The following is a 16923-nucleotide window of genomic DNA, read 5'->3' as shown; positions in this document are numbered from 1 at the left end:
TTTTTCGTAAAAGTATGCGAATGTTTATCAGCGCAATTGACTCTTCCTCTGATTTATAATGGCAGATTAGTGTGCTTTTACGCTGCCCGAATTATGGTCTTAACTGAAAAGAAGTTTCTTAATGGACAGTACATGGGAACATGGAATTTAGTTCACTCTGCAATTGTACAATGAAACACAATCACGGAAGACTGTTAATCCTTGAAATGTCTCAATCCTGAAAACCATTGGTATTCCATATTCATCGCACTTATCAATAGAATCTTTATCGCGCACAGATCCTCCCGGCTGAAGAATGGCAGCAACGCCTTCCCCTGTATGCAATCTCTACGCAATCGCTGAAAGGAAAAGTACCGGAAATCAATACCGCGCCTCGCAATTCGAAAACCGAGGCTTTGGCTTTGTGAATCGCCTGGTTCAATGCATCAATACGCGATGTTTGTCCACAGCCCATTCCTACCAGTTGACTGTTTCTGGCCAATACAATCGCATTTGGATTTCAGATGCTTGACACATTTTTCGCCAAACAATAAATTTGCTATTTGCTCCGCAGCTGGTGAAACTTTCGTCACTGTTTTTAATGTATCAGGCGTTGCAAGCGCTTTGTCTTTTATTATTTTGTTCAATCACACCATTCAATAGGCTCTTGAAAGCGCTGCCTGCTGATCCTTTTTCTGCAGTATAAATGATCCGGTTCTTTCTGTTTCCAGAATACTCAACGCATCCTGACTGGCAACCGGGGGCAATGATCACTTCAAAAATATTTCATTGATTTTTCCGCAACCGTCTTGCTCACATTTCTGTTCAGCACAATAACGCCACCAAACGCTGAAACCGGATCACCTGCCACGCTTTGATCCACGCATCAAATAAATCCGGCGCTCCAGCAACACCGCAAGGATTGCGATGTTTGATGACTGCACAGGCCGGAGCTGATCAAATTCCTGCAATCAATGCAACAGCGGCATCAATATCTACCCTGTTGTTATAAGATACTTCCTTACCGTTAAGCTGATCGAAGAGTTCGTCTGGTCTCCGAAATAAGCGTTTCGTTGATGTGGATTTTCACCATAGCGTGCAGCGATTTGCTTTGCAAACATACTTCTTTCAAACGTTTTCTTACGGCGCCATCTTTATTGAAATAATTAAAGATGGCTGTATCATAATGAGAAGTCACGTTGAATGCTCATTATAAAAAAATTACGGCGGTCTTCTGCAGTTCTCCCATTTTTTGATTGCAACAGTTGGTTGGATCAGCATATTCATTTCGCGAAGCACAAATCAATACATCATTGAAATTTTCGTTGCGTCGTTGAATAAGGAAATGCCGCCAATGTCAATCTTCTCAAGAATTTCTGATTCATTATTGGTGGAAGCCACTGTTTCTTTCCAAACGGATAGAGGTCAACTATTACAAGATCAATCGATGGAATTTCATGCTCCTTCATTTGCGCCATATCTGAAGACAATGCTCTTCTGCCAAGAATGCCCTGAATATTGCCGGATGAAGCGTCTTCACACGACCACCTAAAATTTCCGGAAAGTCCGTTAAACTTTCAACAGCAACCACCGGTATATCCAAAGATTTAATAAACGCTTCTTGTGCCGCCGGTTGAAATCAACTGTACGCCTTAATTCGTGAAGTTTCTTTCACAATGGGTTCCAATCCATCTTTATGATAAACGGATATCAACGCGCGTTCAATCTTCAAATCACTCATGTCGAGGGTTAATTTTCCGCAAAGAAAAGGAAAAGAAGGTTAAGGTATGACGTATCGGGTGATTGATGAACCGATGGTTTAATGTGCCAATGATTTTGAGGCAGCCAATGCCGATGACCGGATGTAGAAATGTCAAATTATTAAATACAAGTAAAATAGATTCTTCCTTCGTTAGCATGACAAACGGAGGAAGTAATGACCAATGACTATTGACCATTCACTCATTTCACCGTTTCCAAAATCTTCACCGGCTTTACATTCATCCTATGCTGTAGTCTAAACGTTTCAATCGCATATTTACGCAATGATCCATGGCTTCCTGAACATCATCCGTCACCAATATTAGTTTTATATCCTCTTTATCGATTGTAGTCACGCGCAACATTTCATCCATTAGTTCAATCAGGTCTTTTCCAATACGCGGCGCCTAATCAGTACCAACCGGAAAATTCCGAATCTTCTTTTGTTTGAATTAAGGTGATCGTTTCAAACAATTCATCCACGGTGCCAAATCCACCGGGCATCACAATAAATGCATAAGAATATTTAAGCATCAATACTTTCCTTACAAAAAAATGACTGCGTAATCTGCTTGTCCATGTAAAGATTCGATCCTGTCTTTCGGTAATTTAATATTACAACCTACAGAAGTACCTCCAGCTTCTTTTGCTCCACGATTTGCAGCTTCCATAATACCGGGACCACCACCTGTCATCACAGTAAAACCAATTTTAGCCAGGGCGCCCCCAACTTTTCTTGCCAGCTCATAGTATTCATGACCTGCCGGAAACCTTGCGGAACCGAACACTGTAACACAAGGTCCAACAAAGTGCAATGTCCGGAATGCTTTGATGAATTTCACGGCAACACTCCATATAAACCGTAGTTCATCACGTCGTCCATGTGGACCCTTCGAGGAATTTTTTCTGTTCCATTGGAAACCTGATTCGCTTTAATTTCTTCCGACATTATAATATGATTGAATTGTTGAACATTCAGGATGCTTACCTTATTCGTGTAAATATACAAGTTGCGTACACCCTGAAAATACCTTTCCTTTAAATGAGCCAAGTAGTGCTACCTTTATCAACCCTAAACCCATCCTATGAAAATCTATCACTCATTGCTTCAGGTATTGTGTTTCCTGGTACTTGCATCCAACTGTTTTTCACAGAATACTTCAAGTAAAGAAAAAAAGGCAATTAGGTTAATTCAACTTCCGGTTATTCGACTCAACTTTATTCAGGAATGAAATGGCGCAACATTGGTCCGGGTATCAAGGGGCAGACTTCTTCGGCTTGTGGCGTAACCGGGTGATCCGCTCACGTATTATTTCCGGAGCTACCGGCGGAGGTGCTTGGAAAACTGTGGTTGGCGGTATTACGTGGTTCCCGGTTTCTGACAAATCCTTTTCATTCTTCTTCTGTTGGAGCCATTGCAGTGGCAGCCTCAGATCCCAACATCATCTACGTTGGAATGGGAGAAGCCGCCATCAGGAATACCGCGATCATGGGTGACGGTATTTATAAATCCATTGATGCAGGAAAGACATGGAAGCATCAACTCACATTCGATGCTTCCGCAATCGGACAGATTATTATTCATCCAAAAAATCCTGAGGTGGCGTATGCTGCCGTGATGGGAAAAATTTATGGCGCTAATAAAGAACGTGGTGTATATAGAACTAAAGATGGTGGCAAATCGTGGCAACAGATGCTTGCAAAAGATGACAGCACCGGCGCGATAGATATTGATTTGATCCAACCAACCAAATATTATTTATGCTTCACTTTGGCAGGCACATCGCATGCCGTGAAGCTCAGCAGTGGTGGTGCCGGTTGTGGATTGTACAAAACAATTGATGGTGGTGATACCTGGAAACTGATATCAAAGAATCCCGGAATGCCGAAAGGATTGATCGGAAAATATGCGTGGCTGTGTCGGCGAGTAATCCGCAACGTGTTTATGCCATGGTGGAAAGTGAACACAGCAGGTTATTCCGAAGCGATAATGGTGGCGCAACCTGGGATACTGCTTCCGCGAAAAATGACCTCACCCAAAGGCCGTGGTATTTCAGCGAAATCTTCTGCGATCAGAAAAATCAAAATGTAGTGTATGTTTCTAATGTTGAATTATGGAAATCAGTGGATGGCGCAATGAGCTTTCAAAAATGGAACAGGAACATGGAGATAACCACAACATCTGGATCAACCCCGACAATCCGGATAATTTCATTCTTGCTGATGATGGAAGTGCTGCCGTTACTTTCAATGGAGGAAGAACATGGACCGATGAAGATATTCCCACCTGCCAGTTTTACCATGTGAATCTTGATAACGATTTTCCTTATCATGCCTATGGCGGACAACAGGACTGGGGCTCCGTGCGAATAGCAACCCGTTCTTATGGATCCTCTATCAGTGGCAAAGACTGGTATGTTCCCGCAGGAGGCGAAGCTGGTTACATTGTTCCAGATCCAAATGATCCAACCATTTCTTACGGCGGTGAATACGATGGCATACTTTCCATGCACGATAAAAAGAATGAACAATACAAATATGTTTCTGTGTATCCTGAAATCAATGATGGTTATGGCTCGGGTAAATAAATTCCGGTTTCACCGGACGTTTCCCATTTCATTTTCACCATGGGATGCGAAGGAGTTGTACTGCACTTCGCAAATGGTACATCGCTCCGCCAACGGTGGCATGAGCTGGGAAACCATCAGTCCTGATCTTACCAGGAACGATGTTACAAAACAACAACAGAGCGGTGGCCGATCACGCCTGATAATACAGGTGCTGAAGTGTTTGGTGATATTTTCGCATTCGCGGAATCGCCTGTAAAGCAGGGTTTGCTGTGGGCGGGAAGTGATGACGGATTGGTGCACTAAGTGCCGACGACGGAAAATCATGGACGAATGTGACGCCGAAAAATTTACCTGAATGGACTACCGTCAGCATTATTGAACCATCACACTTTGATGCGGGAACCTGTTATGTAGCTGCACATCGGTACAGGTTGGATGATCTCCATCCTTACATTTTCCGGACAATGGATTACGGGAAAAACATGGATGCTGATAACAACCGGTTTAAATGAAAATGTTTATACACGGTGTGTAAGAGAAGATCCAAATCGTAAGAATTTATTGTATGCAGGAACAGAAACAAGTGTGTACGTTTCTTTCGACAATGGCGATCATTGGCAGTCGCTTCAAATTAAATTTACCTGTTACACCGGTGCATGATCTGCAGGTGAAAAAGATTTACAGGAACTGGGATTGCAACGCACGGACGCGGGTTTTGGGTGCTCGATGATTTAACGCCGCTCTATCAGATCAATGATTCCATGGCCCACGCGAAGCAATGGTTGTATCAGCCACGTGTTGCCATTCGCATGGATGGAAAACAATTAACGGAGGAAAAAGCAGAAAAATTCATTTGCAGGAAGGAACCAATGCCCCAACGGCGTGATTGTAAACTATTATTTCAGGCAACGGCCAAAAGGTGAAATCAAGCTCGTGTTTTATAACGTGCAGGCGACAGTATCATCGTTTTTCAAATAAGAATGACAAGCATGGAAATAAGCTGAAGGGTGATGTTAAGTTTATAAAGGTCCGGAAAAGGATCCTGAAGTGCTGACCGTTGATTCAGGCATGAATCGTTTTGTGTGGGATATGAACTACCCGCATACAAGGCTTTTTGATGAAGACTGGTGGTACAACGATGCGCTCGCCGGACCAAAAGCATTGCCTGGAAACTACAGTGTGAAACTGATGACAGGTGATACATTGCTGATGCAAAAAATTTTCTATTGTGCTGAATCCGAAAGTAAATGCCACACAAGCTGATTTGCAGGCGCAGTTTGACCTGATGAAACAAGTAAATAAGGAGATGAATTCCATCACCACCAGCATTATAAAAATGCGCTGTTCGCGAACAGGCAAATGGATTCACAAACAGTTTCAGCGACAGCACAAAATCAAAGCCTGAAGGCAGTTGCGAAACCATTGCTCGATTCGCTCGAAACTATTGAAGGCACACTTATACAAGTTAAAGCCATTGCTGGCGAAGATGTGCTGCGTTTTCCCATGCAGATGATTGAACGCATGTGCACTGCAGGATTTTATCCGCTCTTGCTGATAGCCGTCCGCCTATGCAACAATATGAAGTGGTGAATGTTTTAACAGCCCGTACCAATACTTACCTGAAGCGGCTGGATGCGATTTTACTAAAGCAAGTGCAGGCATTCAATGCAGAAGTCATGAGGTTGAATTTGCCGGTAGTTGATCCGGCGCGAGGATTGAATAATGCAGGGTCATTCTTTTCGATTGTCACAAAGAAGAATCATGATGTGTTCATCGCAAATAATAATCAACCTATCAGTTTAACTTCACACCTTAATTTATCCAATTATCTCCTGCAATCAGATTACTTTTGATACAATGAACAGAAAAAGAAACGGTTCAAGACCGCGCACTACGCCGGATAAACCAAGTTTTGGCGGAGGTAAACGACAAAAGCGAACTTATCAGCGCAAGCCATTACTTCCGCGACCGACCTCTTCAGCTAATACTCCGCACGTGTCCGCAGAAACTGCAGCTATTGAAAAAGGTGTGCAGCTCAACAAGTATTTATCAAACGCAGGAATTGCAGCCGGGAGAAAATGCGAGGAATTTATTGAAGAAGGTTTAGTGACTGTAAATAATAAAGTAATCAAAGAACCCGGTTATCGCGTACAAAAAAATGACAGCGTAAAATACAAAGGAGAGAAAGTTGCTTATGGAAGAAAGTGTACATCCTGCTTAACAAACCAAAATTTCACATCACCACCACAGAAGATGACCGTGGCAGGAAAACGGTGATGGAACTCATCAATGGAGCATCTACCGAACGGTTGTTCCCGGTAGGGCGTCTCGATAGAAATACTACCGGATTGTTATTATTCAAATGACGGTGACCTCTCGCAACGGCTTACACATCCAGCAAAAAAGTAAAGAAAGTGTATGAGGTTACCCTGAACAAAAGCTGGAACTGGATGACCTGGAAAAAATTGGAAAAGGAATAGTGCTCGAAGACGGGCTTGCCACGGTAGATGAAATCGCTTACACCAACGATAAAGATAAGACTGTTGTCGGCATCGAATTGCACATTGGCAAAAACCGCATTGTGCGCCGCATTTTCGAACACCTTGGTTACACTGTGATCAAACCGGATCGTGTATTATATGCAGGACTGACGAAGAAAAGTCTGCCTCGCGGAGAATGGAGGGAACTGACGGAGAGAGAAGTGATTACTTTGGAGCATTTGGGATAATATGGTTGCTTTTTCTCAGGTATCTCTTACCTATCAATCCTCTTCACCCGAAATAATTTTCTTTATTTCTGTACTAAAATCAGGAATCATTTCAGTAGCTAATACCCATATTGACCAAAGATCAATTCCCATATAGTCATGAATTAGCTTATCTCTTAAACCTGCTATTTTTTTCCATTCAATATTTGAATGACTTGTTCTAAACGCATCAGATAAATGTTTTGTAGCCTCTCCAATAACTTCAAAATTTCTGATTACAGCATCCTGAGTTTTTTATCTCTTAAGAAATTTTCTTCATTCATAGACTGCGTGTACTCTTCTATTGATACACAACAGTCAAGGATATGTTTCAAATATGTCAGCTCCGGCTTAGCCTGCAGCATGGAGATAAACAAGATTTTTCTCGATATACGGCTTGAAGTAAGGAGACAATGATCTTTTTGGTTACCAGGTCTACTTTGGTACCCGAATGCTGTGTAGTTGCTGTTCAAGGTCAATAAGATCAAGTAAACTATAATGGGCTGTGTATCAACTAAAATATCAAGATCACTATCGTCTCTTTGATCTCCGCGCAAAAGAACCAAAACCGCCACAGAAATTGGATTTAACGATGCCAGCCTGTCAAGTATGATCTTTTGTTTGGTTTCAGATATCATACTGCAAAAGTATTTTTTTAACCGTAGGGCTTATTTGCGTATTAATTCTGCTTTCCCATTTCATTTAATCGCATCTTCATTTCAATTTGAATAGTTTATCATAGATTTTATATCACACCACCTTCACCACCACCCGCTCCTTCACCATCTCCCTCACCGCTTCCATTATTCCGTCGGCATCAAAACCACACAAATGGTGCAACTCCTTCAATGAGCCGTGTTCAATAAACTTATCAGGAATACCGAGCCTTTTAACATGCGCTGTATAATGATGCTCATTCATAAATTCTAAAATTGCACTTCCGAATCCGCCTTGCACGGCACCGTCTTCCACCGTAATGATCTTTTTGAATTTCTTAAAAACTTCATGTAAGAGATCTTCATCCAATGGTTTCACAAAACGCATGTCATAGTGTGCCGGATAAATATCATCAAGTCTCAATTCTTTACATGCTTCTACTGCAAAATTTCCGGGATGACCGATAGATAATATGCATACCTCTTCACCATTGCAGATCTGCCGGCCTTTACCAATCTCCAATTCTGTAAATGGTTTTCTCCAGTCAGCCATTACGCCTTCTCCTCTTGGATACCGAATCGAAAACGGTCCGTTATTTTTCTCCAGTTGCGCCGTGTACATCAGGTTACGCAACTCCTCTTCATTCATCGGGGCACTTACTACCATGTTGGGAAGTATGCGCATATACGCAAGATCAAAACTGCCTTGGTGCGTTACACCGTCTTCTCCCACCAAACCGCCACGATCCAGACAAAAAACCACGTGTAGCTTTTGAATAGCCACATCATGAATTACCTGATCATAGCCTCGCTGTAGAAAGGTGCTGTAGACATTGCAAATGGAATTAATCCCCTGCGTAGCAAGACCTGCTGCAAAAGTGACTGCATGTTGCTCTGCAATGCCCACATCAAACGCACGCCTCGGCATTTCTTTCATCATAATATTTAACGAAGAACCTGAAGGCATCGCAGGCGTAATGCCCATGATTTTGAGTTTTGCTTTGCCAGTTCAACAATGGTATGGCCAAACACCTCCTGATATTTTGGTGGCAATGGTTTTTCAGGAATCTTCTTAAAAATTTCGCCTGTTACTTTGTCAAACAAACCTGGTGCATGCCATTTGGTTTGATCTTGTTCGGCGAGATAATAACCCTTTCCCTTTGTAGTAATGCAATGCAATAATTTAGGTCCCGGAATGTGCTTGAGGTCTTCAAGGATTTCAGCAAGACGATTCACATTGTGTCCATCCACAGGACCAAAGTACCGCAGGTTCAGCGCTTCGAAAATATTACTGCTTTTTTGAGATCGCACTCTTGAGACTAGCTTCAATTTTAGAAAGTTGCTTTTGTGCTCCTTTGCCACCGAGCTTTCCGAACAAATTCCAGATTTCATCCCGGGTTTTATTGTAGGTCTGGGAAGTGGTGATGTCTGTTAAATACTCTTTCAGCGCGCCTACATTCGGATCAATGCTCATACAATTATCATTCAGAATAATCAACAGGTTCGAATCAGAAACGCCTGCATGATTCATGCCTTCAAAGGCCAATCCTGCTGTCATGGCTCCATCGCCGATTACCACAATGTGCTGACGATCCTTTTCTCCCTTGTACTTGCTGGCAACGGCCATTCCAACACCGGCAGAAATGGAGGTGGAAGAGTGACCCACTCCAAAAGTGTCGTATTCACTTTCGGCACGGGAAGGGAAACCTGCAATGCCTTTGAATTTTCTGTTGGTCTGAAAACGTTTTCTTCTTCCGGTCAAAATTTTATGGCCATATGCCTGGTGGCCTACATCCCAAATCAACTGGTCATAAGGTGTATTGAACACATAATGAATGGCAACAGTCATTTCCACCACACCGAGGCTGGCTCCGAAATGTCCGCCATAAACAGATACACTGTCGATGATAAACTGCCGCAATTCCTGCGAAACCTGGTGAAGTTTGTCTTTCCCGAGTTTCCTGAGATCAGCCGGATAATTGATCTCCGACAACAATTCGCCTGCTTGAATTTCCATTTAGTGTGAATAAATGAGGTGGTAAAATTAATGATTACTTCAATAATATCAGGTTTGATACGTTTCAAATGCCTGATTGGCAACGATTTTGACCAGCAACCTTTATTTATTTATCAGGCAACACGTGTTCCGGCTACTGTGGATATTTAGAAAGTGTTTAAATGGCAATGCTAACAATTGAAGGCTAATTTTGTTTTTCATTTTTTAAGATGACTGAAGCACCAACAACATACGAAATAAAATTACCTCAGTTTGAAGGTCCTTTCGACCTGCTGCTCTTTTTTATTGAGCGCGACGAACTGGATATCTACAATATTCCTATTGCGCGCATCACGCAGGATTTTTTGAATTACATTCATAAGCTAAGCGTAATGAATATTGAGCTGGCCAGCGAATTTATTGTTGTGGCGGCCACACTCATGCGCATCAAGGCAAAAATGCTGTTACCACGAAAAGAGGTGGACGAAAAAGGTCAGGAAATAGACCCACGACTGGAATTGGTGCAGCAACTGCTTGAATACAAACGTTATAAAGAAGTGCTGGATGATCTGCGCTTGTTAGAAGATGAGAGGAGCAAACAATTCGAGCGTGGTAATATAGTAAGCGAGCTAAAAGCGATTTCTGAAACATGGACCGGCGAAGCGGAACTGCATACGCTTACACTTTTCAAATTATTGAAAGCATTTGAAAAGTGATGCGGAAGCTGGAAGAAGAAAAAACAGGCCCGTTCACAGGATCATTTCATTTCCATATACTATTGAAGGACAGAAAGAATACGTTACAAAATTGATGGAGACGGAACATGATGTTCCATTTTCGCGTCTGTTTGAAATATGCACCAATCGCATCCACGCTATCTTCACCTTCCTTGCATTACTTGAAATGAGTCAGCAGAAACTGATTCTGATTCAGTCGGGAATGGGTTTCAACAATTTCTGGATCAATAAGGCAGCTTAACCGGACTTCAAAAAACTGAAAGTGCGTGAAGATTTCAGTGGTCCGTCTATCACCTGAATATAATAAACAGCAGGCGTCAGTTTTCCCGTTTCCATTTTATGATAGGAACCAGCTCAGTATAAAATGCCCTTACTTCTCAGGTGGGTTGAATATATTTAAAATTAAACGCGATTAATAATATTCTTTATGGTTCCAGCCGTTCCATTCCCCCATTCACCTTTTGCAAGATTTCTATAAAGAATACGATCATGCATACGACTCGGCCGGCCTTGCCAGAACTCGACACAAACAGGTTTTACGCGATAGCCACCCCAATGCGGAGGCTTTGGAATTTTACCATGCTTGAAACGTTCCGCATAAAACTGGAAGGTTTCCTTCAGCCATGATTGACCGGCCACTACCATGCTTTGCGGTGACGCCCATGCCCCGATCTTGCTTCCTTCAGGGCGGCTGTCGAAATAATCAATGCTTTCTTTAAGCGATATCTTTTCAGCCACACCATTGATGCGTACCTGCCGTTCCAGTTCCTTCCAAAAAAACAGTAAGCAACAATTGGAATTTTGTGCAAGCTGCTCACTTTTAGCGCTGTTATAATTCGTGAAAAAAACAAAACCATTTTCATCAAAGGCTTTCAACAATACAATTCTTGCATCCACCAATCCATCAACAGTGCTTGTAGCCAACGTCATCGCATTCATCTCCTCAATATTCGAATGCTCCGCATCTTCCCACCATTTTTGAAATTGCAAAAAAGGCGTGGCTGCCATGTCTTCTTCGTTGAGAGAATTCATTGCATACTCTTTTCGCAATTGCGAAATTTCTTCCGGTTTCATAAAGCTCAATTTATTGCCGTGTGAAGATGATCAATATCAGGATACTGCCTTTAATTGTTGCTGGAGCAGTGCCGCTCCTTTTTCCAGTGCCTGTCTGTTGATGTCGAGCAGGTGGTGATATTTTTCCGGTAATACTTTCTTCAAGGCTTCCAGAATGGAATCTGTTTTCACAATGGGCTTGAGATGCAGATAAGCGCCCAACATGATCATGTTCATGATTTTCGCATTCTTCATCATCAATGCTTCCGTGGATGCAGGAATGCCAATGATTTCAATGTCAGTTCTATTGGCCGGCTTGAAAATATTGCCTGATTCATACAGCAGTAATCCTCCTTTTTTCACCCTCGGAGCAAATTTATCCATAGAGGGCTGATTCAGCACAAGTGCGGAATCGAACAAGGAGATGATGGGCGAACTTATTTTATTATCTGAAATAATAGTGATACAATTTGCTGTACCGCCTCTCATTTCAGGACCATAAGAAGGCATCCATGAAATCTCTTTGTTTTCAATCATTCCTGCATACGCCAGTGTCATGCCCAACGACAAAACACCCTGTCCACCAAATCCTGCAACTACCAGTTCTTCTAACATGATTATTTTCCCTCCAGATTATTTTTTAACTCCTCCGGCTTTGGCAATTTAATATCACCTAACGGAAACGTTTTGATCATTTCTTCATCAATAAATTTTGACGCTTCTATCGGTGTCATCTTCCAATTGGACGGACAATTACCGATTATTTCAACCAGGCAGGTTCCTTTATGCAGTTGTTGATAGTTGAATGCCTGCTGCAAAGCTTTTTTCGTGCGACGCACTCCGTTCGCGCTGTTGACGGCCTGACGTGTTACAAAAAAAGCGCCGGGCAGATTCGACATCAGTTCAGCAACTTTAATGGGTGCACCATAATAGCCAACGTCTCTTCCATCCGGGCTCGTTGTAGTTTTCATTCCCGCCAGTGTGGTTGGTGCCATTTGTCCGCTGGTCATTCCATACACGGCATTGTTCATGAAAACGATCAGTATATTTTCTCCACGATTGATGGCATGCAATGTTTCTGCGATACCAATCGCGGCAAGATCACCATCTCCCTGATAGGTGAATACATATTTATCAGGCATCAGTCTTTTGATGGCTGTGGCTACGGCAGCGGCTCTTCCATGTGCAGCTTCCTGCATATCAATATCCATATAGTCATACGCGAAAACAGAGCAACCAACAGGTGCCACGCCAATAGTTTTTTCCTGAATGCCCATTTCTTCCACCACTTCCATAATCAGTTTGTGCACCAGGCTGTGCGCGCATCCGGGACAGTAATGCATGTTCACATCCAGCAAAGTTGCCGGCCGGTGATACACCATTTCATATTCTTCTTCCTGGCATTCAGGTGATTTTATTTCCAGCATTGTTTCAGGCAAAACAAGTTCTTCAGTTTGCATGGCGCTTCAGAATTAATTTTTCAAGATGTTGAACAACTTCTTCCGGTGTTGGCAGCATGCCACCGAGTCGTCCATAAAATTCAACCGGTACTGTTCCATTCACTGCAAGTCTTACATCTTCTACCATCTGTCCGCTGTTGAGTTCAACGCTCAACATTAATTTCATTTGTGCAGCCAGCTCATATAATCTTTGGGTTGGAAACGGATACAAGGTAACAGGCCGAAGTAAACCCACTTTTAGGCCGTTGTCTTTTGCAATGTCCATTGCCTTCATGCAAATTCTTGCACTTAATCCGTAGGCAACAAAAAGGTATTCTGCATTTTCAGTATTGTATTCTTCAAACCTTACTTCCTGTTCACGAATAGTTTTATACTTCGCCTCCAGCTTTAGATTATGCTGCTCCATTTTTTCCGGTTGAATATGCAATGATGTGATAAAATTGCGGGCGCGTGTTTTCGGTTTGCCGGTGGTTGCCCATGATTTATCAACTTCAGGAATAGCATATGACTTGAAATGTACTTTTTCCATCATCTGTCCGATAGCACCATCTGACAATATCAGCACGGGATTCCTGTATTTTTCCGCGAGATCAAATCCGAGGTAAACAAAATCAGCCATCTCCTGCACCGAAGAAGGAGCCAGCACAATCATTTTATAATCACCATGCCCGCCACCCTTTACAGATTGGAAATAATCACCCTGACCAGGTTGAATAGTTCCTAATCCGGGACCTGCACGGTTTACATTTACAATCAAACAAGGTAACTCCGCTCCTGCCATGTATGAAATGCCCTCTTGCATAAGACTGATGCCAGGCGATGAAGAAGAAGTCATGGCACGAAAACCCGCACCGGCTGCTCCATACACCATGTTAATAGAAGCCACTTCACTCTCTGCCTGCAATACAATCCTGTTGTGCCTGGGCATTTCCCTGGCAAGGTATTCCAGCACCTCTGATTGTGGGGTGATAGGATACCCAAAGTATGCATCGCAACCGGCCTGAATAGCAGCTTCGGCCATTGCTTCATTGCCTTTCATTAATCTTGGTTCAGTCATACAGCTTTTATTTTGAAGTAACGGTCATGGAATGTATCTGTTCGCGGATATCGGGAGGTGTGATATCAACAGGTTTCTTTTTGGGATGCGTGCGGTAAACAGTAATTACCGCATCCGGACAAACCAATGCACAATTAACACAACCGGTACAAACATCATTGTTGGCTACGATGTACCGGTATCCTTTTATATTAATGGTTTCAGAAAGTTTTAAAGCATTTTCTTTACAAGCAACAGTGCAGAGTTCACATCCTTTGCATTTCTGAATATCAATCTTAACCCTTCCTTTCACCTTTCTTTCTTTAACCTTCGAAGTTTTATCCAATAATTCTTCCATGGTCAATTTTCTGTTAATGCAATCGTAAAATTCGAATCTTCACCCGACTGTTTTTATGCCAGTTGTCATAGGTGAATATGATAAATGTCAGCAGGTGAAAGTTGATTGATCATAGCGAATCCGGCAAAACAGGTACGTTATTCTTATCAACTGTTGCATTCAGGATCAAATGAAAATCGAGGGAAGATGGATTCAGAAAACAATCAGTACCATAGCCTGAAAGTCGTAAACAATAAAGCTTTTGCGATAAAAAAAAGTTCTTTGATTATTCATCAACCGTAATGCTCAACACCTTCAACTCTTTTCCCTTTATTATTTGAAGAACATTGCTGTTGCATTTCGGACAGCAATTGCCATATTCATGAAATGGAAAAATAGTATGGCACTCATTGCAAATTGCTTCTCCCGGAATTATTTCAATATTCAGCTCCGCATCTTTGAGCAACGTATCATCCCTGATCACGGAAAAAGCAAATGCCAGTGCTTCTGTTTCAATACCGCTCAATGCTCCAATCTGAATATTGATAGCTGAAACAACACTCTTGTCATTTCCAGGTGCCGCATTTTCAGCAATGGACAAAATGGAATATGCAATGGAAAGTTCGTGCATGTTGTTGAAGATTTTTTTACAGCAACATTAAGTAACAGTCTTACTTTCTTCCTCTTTTTTTGCAGCAACAACTTTCTCCGCAGCCCGTCTTTTCTTTTCAGCAGCATACGCGATCCTGCTTTCCAGTGCTTCATCAAATAATCTATTCCAATTGTTGTTGATGTCCGATTCCTTAACCGCAAAATTTGCGGGTTCATTGGATTGAAAAATTGCACCTTCTTTAGGACAGGCGCGTACACATTCTCCGCAATAAATGCAAACGGCACGGCTGAAATGATAAGTTTGCTTTCCTTCCAAATCCTGAGAAAACACAATAGCGCCCGGCGGACATACCATTTCACACCGACGGCACCATATGCACAGGTCTTCATTAAAGCCGATCAAACCGCGGTAATCATCCGGAAGAAAAGTTTTCTCCGAAGGATATTTTACCGTTACCGGTTTCCTGAAAATATTCAACAACGCTTTAAAGAATGATTTCATTTTAAACTATTTACTTTCCTGTGCCTAAAAAAATTAATCTTCACGTCATCTTGCTGTACAGGACAAACAAGGATCAAAAGAAGCAATGATTGCAGGTGCGCTTCCGTATTCATTTCCATTCAACGCTTCCACCATGGCAGCCACATTCGAGAACGTAGGTGCCTTTATTTTTAAGCGTTCAAGTACCTGTGTTTTATTACCTTTTGCATAGTAAAACAATTCACCTCTTGGCGCTTCAATTCTTGCCACTGCTTCACCATCCGGAAAAGCTTTTGTTTCAGTAACCAATGGAGATTCAGGCAAGCCATGTATGATATTCTCAATGATGCGTTTGGAAATGTAGAGTTCGCGCAATCTTAAAATGTTTCTTGCATAGGCATCGCCACCGGTTTCTGTTATCATTTCAAATCCCACTTCTTTCCAGGGAAGCAGGTCTTCTGTTTCATTGCGTACATCAACAGCTAACCCTGCAGCTCTGGCAAAGGGACCTACCACATTTAACCGCATAGCATCAGCTCTTGTGATAGCGCCTGCATTTTTATTTTTTAATGAAAGCGTCCAGTTATTTTTATAGATGTCCATCAGTTCATCCAGTTGCGGCAGAAAAATTTTCAAGCGTTTTAAAATGATCTCCGCTACCATGGGTTTGAGGTCGCGCGTTACACCACCAACAATCGAGAAATCATATTGAATACGATTGCCACAAACGGCTTCTAACAACTCCATTACAAACTCCCGGTACTGCATGGTTTTCATAAACAATGCTTCGTATCCTGAATTTTCTGCTACGTGGCTTAAGCACAAGAGATGTGAGTGAATGCGATCCATTTCAATCACCAGCATTCTTAAATATTTCGCACGCCGTGGAATTTCAATCTTCACCAACTTCTCTGCAACCTGCGAGTACGCTGTTGAATGAGAAATGGAACACAGTCCGCAAACCCTTCCCACTACAAAACTCACCTGACGAAATTTAAACTTTGAACAACAGGCAGCTTCAATACCACGGTGCACATAAAACAGGTTGGCCTGAGTGTCAACAATTCTTTCATTTTCAGTGGTGAACTTAAAATGAAGCGGCTCCAGCAACGAAATATGCTGAGCGCCCAACGGTATTTCATATTGCTTTCCCATAATTATTTTTTTTTCTTAATGGTCCGCTTTCACTATCTGATTCCAGGACAAAGCCTTTGGTGGTATGCTCAATCTTTATATTCATCAAATCCACCAATTCTGATTCAGCAACCCATGCAGATGCTACAATTTCACGAAGGTCCGGTATCTCAGCATCAGGTGATATCAATGCATAAAAAGTGGTAACCTCACAGGGAAAAGCGTAATCGCAGAAAAACCACTGCACTTCCATTTTTTCGCCGAGGTCAACGGCATTCATCACTATAAAATGATTTAATTCCGGGTTGTAAAATTGGCGGATATCATTTTTTAAATTTTCCAGCGATGTTTCAATTTTTTTCATG

At 42.2% G+C, this 16923-nt stretch carries 20 protein-coding genes and 5 pseudogenes; 10 read left to right on the top strand and 15 right to left on the bottom strand.

Annotation, left to right across the window (positions count from 1 at the left end; all coding sequences use genetic code 11):
* Positions 1 to 194: 194 nt before the first annotated feature.
* From IPO83_09985 to IPO83_09975, 3 genes and pseudogenes are all read right to left on the bottom strand, one after another.
* Positions 195 to 454: pseudogene (locus IPO83_09985) on the bottom strand (hypothetical protein).
* A 350-nt stretch (positions 455 to 804) separates the two neighbouring features.
* Complete coding sequence (locus IPO83_09980) at positions 805 to 915, bottom strand: hypothetical protein (protein ID MBK9731600.1); 111 nt, start codon at positions 913 to 915, stop codon at positions 805 to 807.
* Positions 916 to 1979: 1064 nt separating this feature from the next.
* A pseudogene (locus tag IPO83_09975) lies at positions 1980 to 2597 on the bottom strand (TIGR00730 family Rossman fold protein).
* Between the two features lie 494 nt (positions 2598 to 3091).
* Between IPO83_09975 and IPO83_09970 the strand changes: the two are divergent.
* From IPO83_09970 to IPO83_09930, 9 genes and pseudogenes are all read left to right on the top strand, one after another.
* Positions 3092 to 3832 carry a hypothetical protein gene (locus IPO83_09970; GenBank protein MBK9731599.1) on the top strand — a complete coding sequence of 247 codons (741 nt, stop codon included), beginning with the start codon at positions 3092 to 3094 and terminating at the stop codon, positions 3830 to 3832.
* A gap of 22 nt (positions 3833 to 3854) precedes the next feature.
* Positions 3855 to 4328 (top strand): hypothetical protein, encoded by a 474-nt coding sequence (locus IPO83_09965; protein MBK9731598.1) that lies wholly within the window; start codon positions 3855 to 3857, stop codon positions 4326 to 4328.
* Entirely contained in the window at positions 4312 to 4566 is a 255-nt protein-coding gene (locus IPO83_09960; protein MBK9731597.1) for a hypothetical protein, read from the top strand. The genes IPO83_09965 and IPO83_09960 overlap by 17 nt, the downstream gene beginning before the upstream one ends.
* Before the next feature lie 179 nt (positions 4567 to 4745).
* Positions 4746 to 4970 (top strand): hypothetical protein, encoded by a 225-nt coding sequence (locus tag IPO83_09955; GenBank protein MBK9731596.1) that lies wholly within the window; start codon positions 4746 to 4748, stop codon positions 4968 to 4970.
* 101 nt (positions 4971 to 5071) lie between these two features.
* Positions 5072 to 5233, top strand: coding sequence for a hypothetical protein (locus tag IPO83_09950; GenBank protein MBK9731595.1), 162 nt, complete (start codon positions 5072 to 5074; stop codon positions 5231 to 5233).
* Between the two features lie 166 nt (positions 5234 to 5399).
* Positions 5400 to 5573 carry a hypothetical protein gene (locus IPO83_09945; GenBank protein ID MBK9731594.1) on the top strand — a complete coding sequence of 58 codons (174 nt, stop codon included), beginning with the start codon at positions 5400 to 5402 and terminating at the stop codon, positions 5571 to 5573.
* 96 nt (positions 5574 to 5669) lie between these two features.
* On the top strand, positions 5670 to 5900 hold the full coding sequence (locus IPO83_09940; protein MBK9731593.1) for a hypothetical protein: 231 nt from the start codon (positions 5670 to 5672) through the stop codon (positions 5898 to 5900).
* On the top strand, positions 5879 to 6163 hold the full coding sequence (locus IPO83_09935) for a hypothetical protein (protein ID MBK9731592.1): 285 nt from the start codon (positions 5879 to 5881) through the stop codon (positions 6161 to 6163). The genes IPO83_09940 and IPO83_09935 overlap by 22 nt, the downstream gene beginning before the upstream one ends.
* Positions 6164 to 6167: 4 nt before the next feature.
* Positions 6168 to 7038, top strand: a pseudogene (locus IPO83_09930) (rRNA pseudouridine synthase).
* A gap of 33 nt (positions 7039 to 7071) precedes the next feature.
* Here the strand turns inward: IPO83_09930 and IPO83_09925 are convergent.
* The 3 genes and pseudogenes from IPO83_09925 to IPO83_09915 form a co-directional block, all read right to left on the bottom strand.
* Positions 7072 to 7293, bottom strand: a complete 222-nt coding sequence (locus IPO83_09925) for a DUF86 domain-containing protein (GenBank protein MBK9731591.1) — start codon at positions 7291 to 7293, stop codon at positions 7072 to 7074.
* Positions 7293 to 7694: a hypothetical protein gene (locus IPO83_09920; GenBank protein MBK9731590.1), complete on the bottom strand. Its 402-nt coding sequence runs from the start codon at positions 7692 to 7694 to the stop codon at positions 7293 to 7295. Before IPO83_09920 ends, IPO83_09925 begins: the two co-directional genes overlap by 1 nt.
* Positions 7695 to 7806: 112 nt before the next feature.
* A pseudogene (locus IPO83_09915) lies at positions 7807 to 9729 on the bottom strand (1-deoxy-D-xylulose-5-phosphate synthase).
* A gap of 209 nt (positions 9730 to 9938) precedes the next feature.
* On the opposite strand from IPO83_09915, the pseudogene IPO83_09910 reads away from it, so the two are divergent.
* Positions 9939 to 10686 (top strand): annotated as a pseudogene (locus IPO83_09910) (segregation/condensation protein A).
* Between the two features lie 161 nt (positions 10687 to 10847).
* Here the strand turns inward: IPO83_09910 and pdxH are convergent.
* The 9 genes from pdxH to IPO83_09865 form a co-directional block, all read right to left on the bottom strand.
* Positions 10848 to 11519 (bottom strand): pyridoxamine 5'-phosphate oxidase, encoded by a 672-nt coding sequence (gene pdxH / locus IPO83_09905; GenBank protein MBK9731589.1) that lies wholly within the window; start codon positions 11517 to 11519, stop codon positions 10848 to 10850.
* 36 nt (positions 11520 to 11555) lie between these two features.
* Complete coding sequence (locus IPO83_09900; GenBank protein ID MBK9731588.1) at positions 11556 to 12113, bottom strand: 2-oxoacid:acceptor oxidoreductase family protein; 558 nt, start codon at positions 12111 to 12113, stop codon at positions 11556 to 11558.
* Positions 12114 to 12115: 2 nt separating this feature from the next.
* Complete coding sequence (locus tag IPO83_09895) at positions 12116 to 12958, bottom strand: 2-oxoglutarate oxidoreductase (protein ID MBK9731587.1); 843 nt, start codon at positions 12956 to 12958, stop codon at positions 12116 to 12118.
* The gene (locus IPO83_09890) at positions 12948 to 14015 is read right to left on the bottom strand and encodes a 3-methyl-2-oxobutanoate dehydrogenase subunit VorB (GenBank protein MBK9731586.1); all 1068 of its coding nucleotides are present in this window, start codon (positions 14013 to 14015) and stop codon (positions 12948 to 12950) included. The genes IPO83_09895 and IPO83_09890 overlap by 11 nt, the downstream gene beginning before the upstream one ends.
* 7 nt (positions 14016 to 14022) lie before the next feature.
* Positions 14023 to 14352, bottom strand: coding sequence for a 4Fe-4S dicluster domain-containing protein (locus tag IPO83_09885; GenBank protein MBK9731585.1), 330 nt, complete (start codon positions 14350 to 14352; stop codon positions 14023 to 14025).
* A 265-nt stretch (positions 14353 to 14617) separates the two neighbouring features.
* Positions 14618 to 14962 (bottom strand): hydrogenase maturation nickel metallochaperone HypA, encoded by a 345-nt coding sequence (gene hypA / locus IPO83_09880; GenBank protein MBK9731584.1) that lies wholly within the window; start codon positions 14960 to 14962, stop codon positions 14618 to 14620.
* Between the two features lie 27 nt (positions 14963 to 14989).
* On the bottom strand, positions 14990 to 15445 hold the full coding sequence (locus tag IPO83_09875) for a 4Fe-4S binding protein (protein MBK9731583.1): 456 nt from the start codon (positions 15443 to 15445) through the stop codon (positions 14990 to 14992).
* Positions 15446 to 15490: 45 nt separating this feature from the next.
* The gene (locus IPO83_09870) at positions 15491 to 16579 is read right to left on the bottom strand and encodes a nickel-dependent hydrogenase large subunit (protein ID MBK9731582.1); all 1089 of its coding nucleotides are present in this window, start codon (positions 16577 to 16579) and stop codon (positions 15491 to 15493) included.
* Positions 16563 to 16922 carry an NADH-quinone oxidoreductase subunit C gene (locus tag IPO83_09865; protein ID MBK9731581.1) on the bottom strand — a complete coding sequence of 120 codons (360 nt, stop codon included), beginning with the start codon at positions 16920 to 16922 and terminating at the stop codon, positions 16563 to 16565. The genes IPO83_09870 and IPO83_09865 overlap by 17 nt, the downstream gene beginning before the upstream one ends.
* Position 16923: the final 1 nt, after the last annotated feature.

It is taken from the genome of Chitinophagaceae bacterium, from assembly GCA_016717285.1.
Classification (GTDB): Bacteria; Bacteroidota; Bacteroidia; order Chitinophagales; family UBA10324; genus JACCZZ01.
The sequence above is the reverse complement of the archived record's forward strand: the minus strand, read 5'-3'. Positions and strand labels throughout refer to the sequence as shown.

Bases quoted from the DNA above. Each gene is read 5' to 3' on its own strand.
- hypA (MBK9731584.1), bottom strand. From the start codon at position 14,962: ATGCACGAACTTTCCATTGCATATTCCATTTTGTCCATTGCTGAAAAT.
- pdxH (MBK9731589.1), bottom strand. From the start codon at position 11,519: ATGAAACCGGAAGAAATTTCGCAATTGCGAAAAGAGTATGCAATGAAT.
- IPO83_09960 (MBK9731597.1), top strand. From the start codon at position 4,312: ATGGCTCGGGTAAATAAATTCCGGTTTCACCGGACGTTTCCCATTTCA.
- IPO83_09895 (MBK9731587.1), bottom strand. From the start codon at position 12,958: ATGCAAACTGAAGAACTTGTTTTGCCTGAAACAATGCTGGAAATAAAA.
- IPO83_09865 (MBK9731581.1), bottom strand. From the start codon at position 16,922: ATGAAAAAAATTGAAACATCGCTGGAAAATTTAAAAAATGATATCCGC.
- IPO83_09965 (MBK9731598.1), top strand. From the start codon at position 3,855: ATGGAAATCAGTGGATGGCGCAATGAGCTTTCAAAAATGGAACAGGAA.
- IPO83_09935 (MBK9731592.1), top strand. From the start codon at position 5,879: ATGCAACAATATGAAGTGGTGAATGTTTTAACAGCCCGTACCAATACT.
- IPO83_09920 (MBK9731590.1), bottom strand. From the start codon at position 7,694: ATGATATCTGAAACCAAACAAAAGATCATACTTGACAGGCTGGCATCG.
- IPO83_09940 (MBK9731593.1), top strand. From the start codon at position 5,670: ATGGATTCACAAACAGTTTCAGCGACAGCACAAAATCAAAGCCTGAAG.
- IPO83_09955 (MBK9731596.1), top strand. From the start codon at position 4,746: ATGATCTCCATCCTTACATTTTCCGGACAATGGATTACGGGAAAAACA.
- IPO83_09890 (MBK9731586.1), bottom strand. From the start codon at position 14,015: ATGACTGAACCAAGATTAATGAAAGGCAATGAAGCAATGGCCGAAGCT.
- IPO83_09900 (MBK9731588.1), bottom strand. From the start codon at position 12,113: ATGTTAGAAGAACTGGTAGTTGCAGGATTTGGTGGACAGGGTGTTTTG.
- IPO83_09875 (MBK9731583.1), bottom strand. From the start codon at position 15,445: ATGAAATCATTCTTTAAAGCGTTGTTGAATATTTTCAGGAAACCGGTA.
- IPO83_09885 (MBK9731585.1), bottom strand. From the start codon at position 14,352: ATGGAAGAATTATTGGATAAAACTTCGAAGGTTAAAGAAAGAAAGGTG.
- IPO83_09950 (MBK9731595.1), top strand. From the start codon at position 5,072: ATGGCCCACGCGAAGCAATGGTTGTATCAGCCACGTGTTGCCATTCGC.
- IPO83_09945 (MBK9731594.1), top strand. From the start codon at position 5,400: ATGAACTACCCGCATACAAGGCTTTTTGATGAAGACTGGTGGTACAAC.
- IPO83_09870 (MBK9731582.1), bottom strand. From the start codon at position 16,579: ATGGGAAAGCAATATGAAATACCGTTGGGCGCTCAGCATATTTCGTTG.